The organism is Desulforhopalus singaporensis, assembly GCF_900104445.1.
GTDB lineage: Bacteria > Desulfobacterota > Desulfobulbia > Desulfobulbales > Desulfocapsaceae > Desulforhopalus_A > Desulforhopalus_A singaporensis.
In genome coordinates, this window is the sequence record NZ_FNJI01000119.1 from 1 (window position 1) to 1,130 (window position 1,130).

General features: G+C 46.0%; 1 protein-coding gene and 1 pseudogene. Both read right to left on the reverse strand.

Going from position 1 to position 1,130, the window contains the following annotated elements:
* Positions 1-77: transposase (locus BLQ17_RS23615; protein ID WP_218121892.1), on the reverse strand; the 77-nt coding region annotated here is incomplete at its 3' end.
* An 80-nt stretch (positions 78-157) separates the two neighbouring features.
* Positions 158-1,034, reverse strand: a pseudogene (locus BLQ17_RS23345) (IS3 family transposase); the annotation flags it as partial.
* Between the last annotated feature and the right edge of the window lie 96 nt (positions 1,035-1,130).

Genomic DNA, 1,130 nt, shown 5'->3' on the forward strand with positions numbered 1-1,130 from the left:
TGATTTTTCAGATAATTCCATACATGCTCATCAGGATTCAGCTCTGGTGCGTATGGTGGAAGAAAGAAAATTCTCAACTTCCCGTTGGTGCTTTCAGAGCTGGTTTAGTTTGTTTGAACAGTCAGTAGCTGTTTCTTAGGTGGACTTCCTGCCCTTTTTATGCTGCCAAGGGTACCGCGGGCAGCATAGCTCCATAGGCCTCGTCTGGTGTCATTTTTCCCAGACTTGAATGTGGCCTCGATTGATTGTACCAGGCAAGATACTGCATAATCGACAACCTTGCCTCGTTAACTGAATCATAAGCGTAGAGGTAGACTCGTTCGTATTTGACGGTCTTCCATAACCTTTCAACGAAGATATTGTCTCTCCATGCTCCTTTCCCATCCATGCTGATCTTGCAGCCTTGGTCTTTTATTGCCTGAATAAATTCATGTGCAGTAAACTGGCTACCTTGGTCAGTATTGACTATCTCAGGCTTGCCATACCTATTAAATGCTTCTTGCAATACATCAACTGCATGAGCAGCTTCCAGGGTAATGGCAACTTTGGATGCAAGTACCTTTCGACTTGCCCAGTCCACCACAACTATCAAGTACACATAGCCTTTGGCCATGGGGATATACGTCGTATCCAGTGCCCATAATTGATTGGCGCGGTCAATAACCTTGCCCCTCAGAAGATAGGGTTAGATTTTATGACCTGGTTGCTTCTTGCTCGTTCGAGGTCTTTGGTAAAGGGCCTCAATCCCCATCTTCTTCATTAGCGTCCTTACATGCCCGCGTCCAACCTTGAAGCCTCGCCTATTGAGCTGGTCACGAAGCATTCGAGAGCCCATGAAAGGATGCTCAAGATGTATCTCATCCATCCTACGCATTATCTCAAGATCTGCCCTGGCTGGTTGGCTTTGGCTGGTAATACACGCTGCCTCGAGATATGTTGAGTAATTTCGCTTGGCGACTTATAGAGACCTGGTGCGTGCGGTCGATCATTTTTTTGCGCTCAACAACCCCGCCTTTGTGAGCGCGCCTTCTAAAATGTCAATCAGCATTCAAAATTGACCCCCCTGTCAGCGTCCAAAAATGACCCCCAAAAAGTAAAAAGGGGGTTCCATTAATTTTGTTATTTTAAAG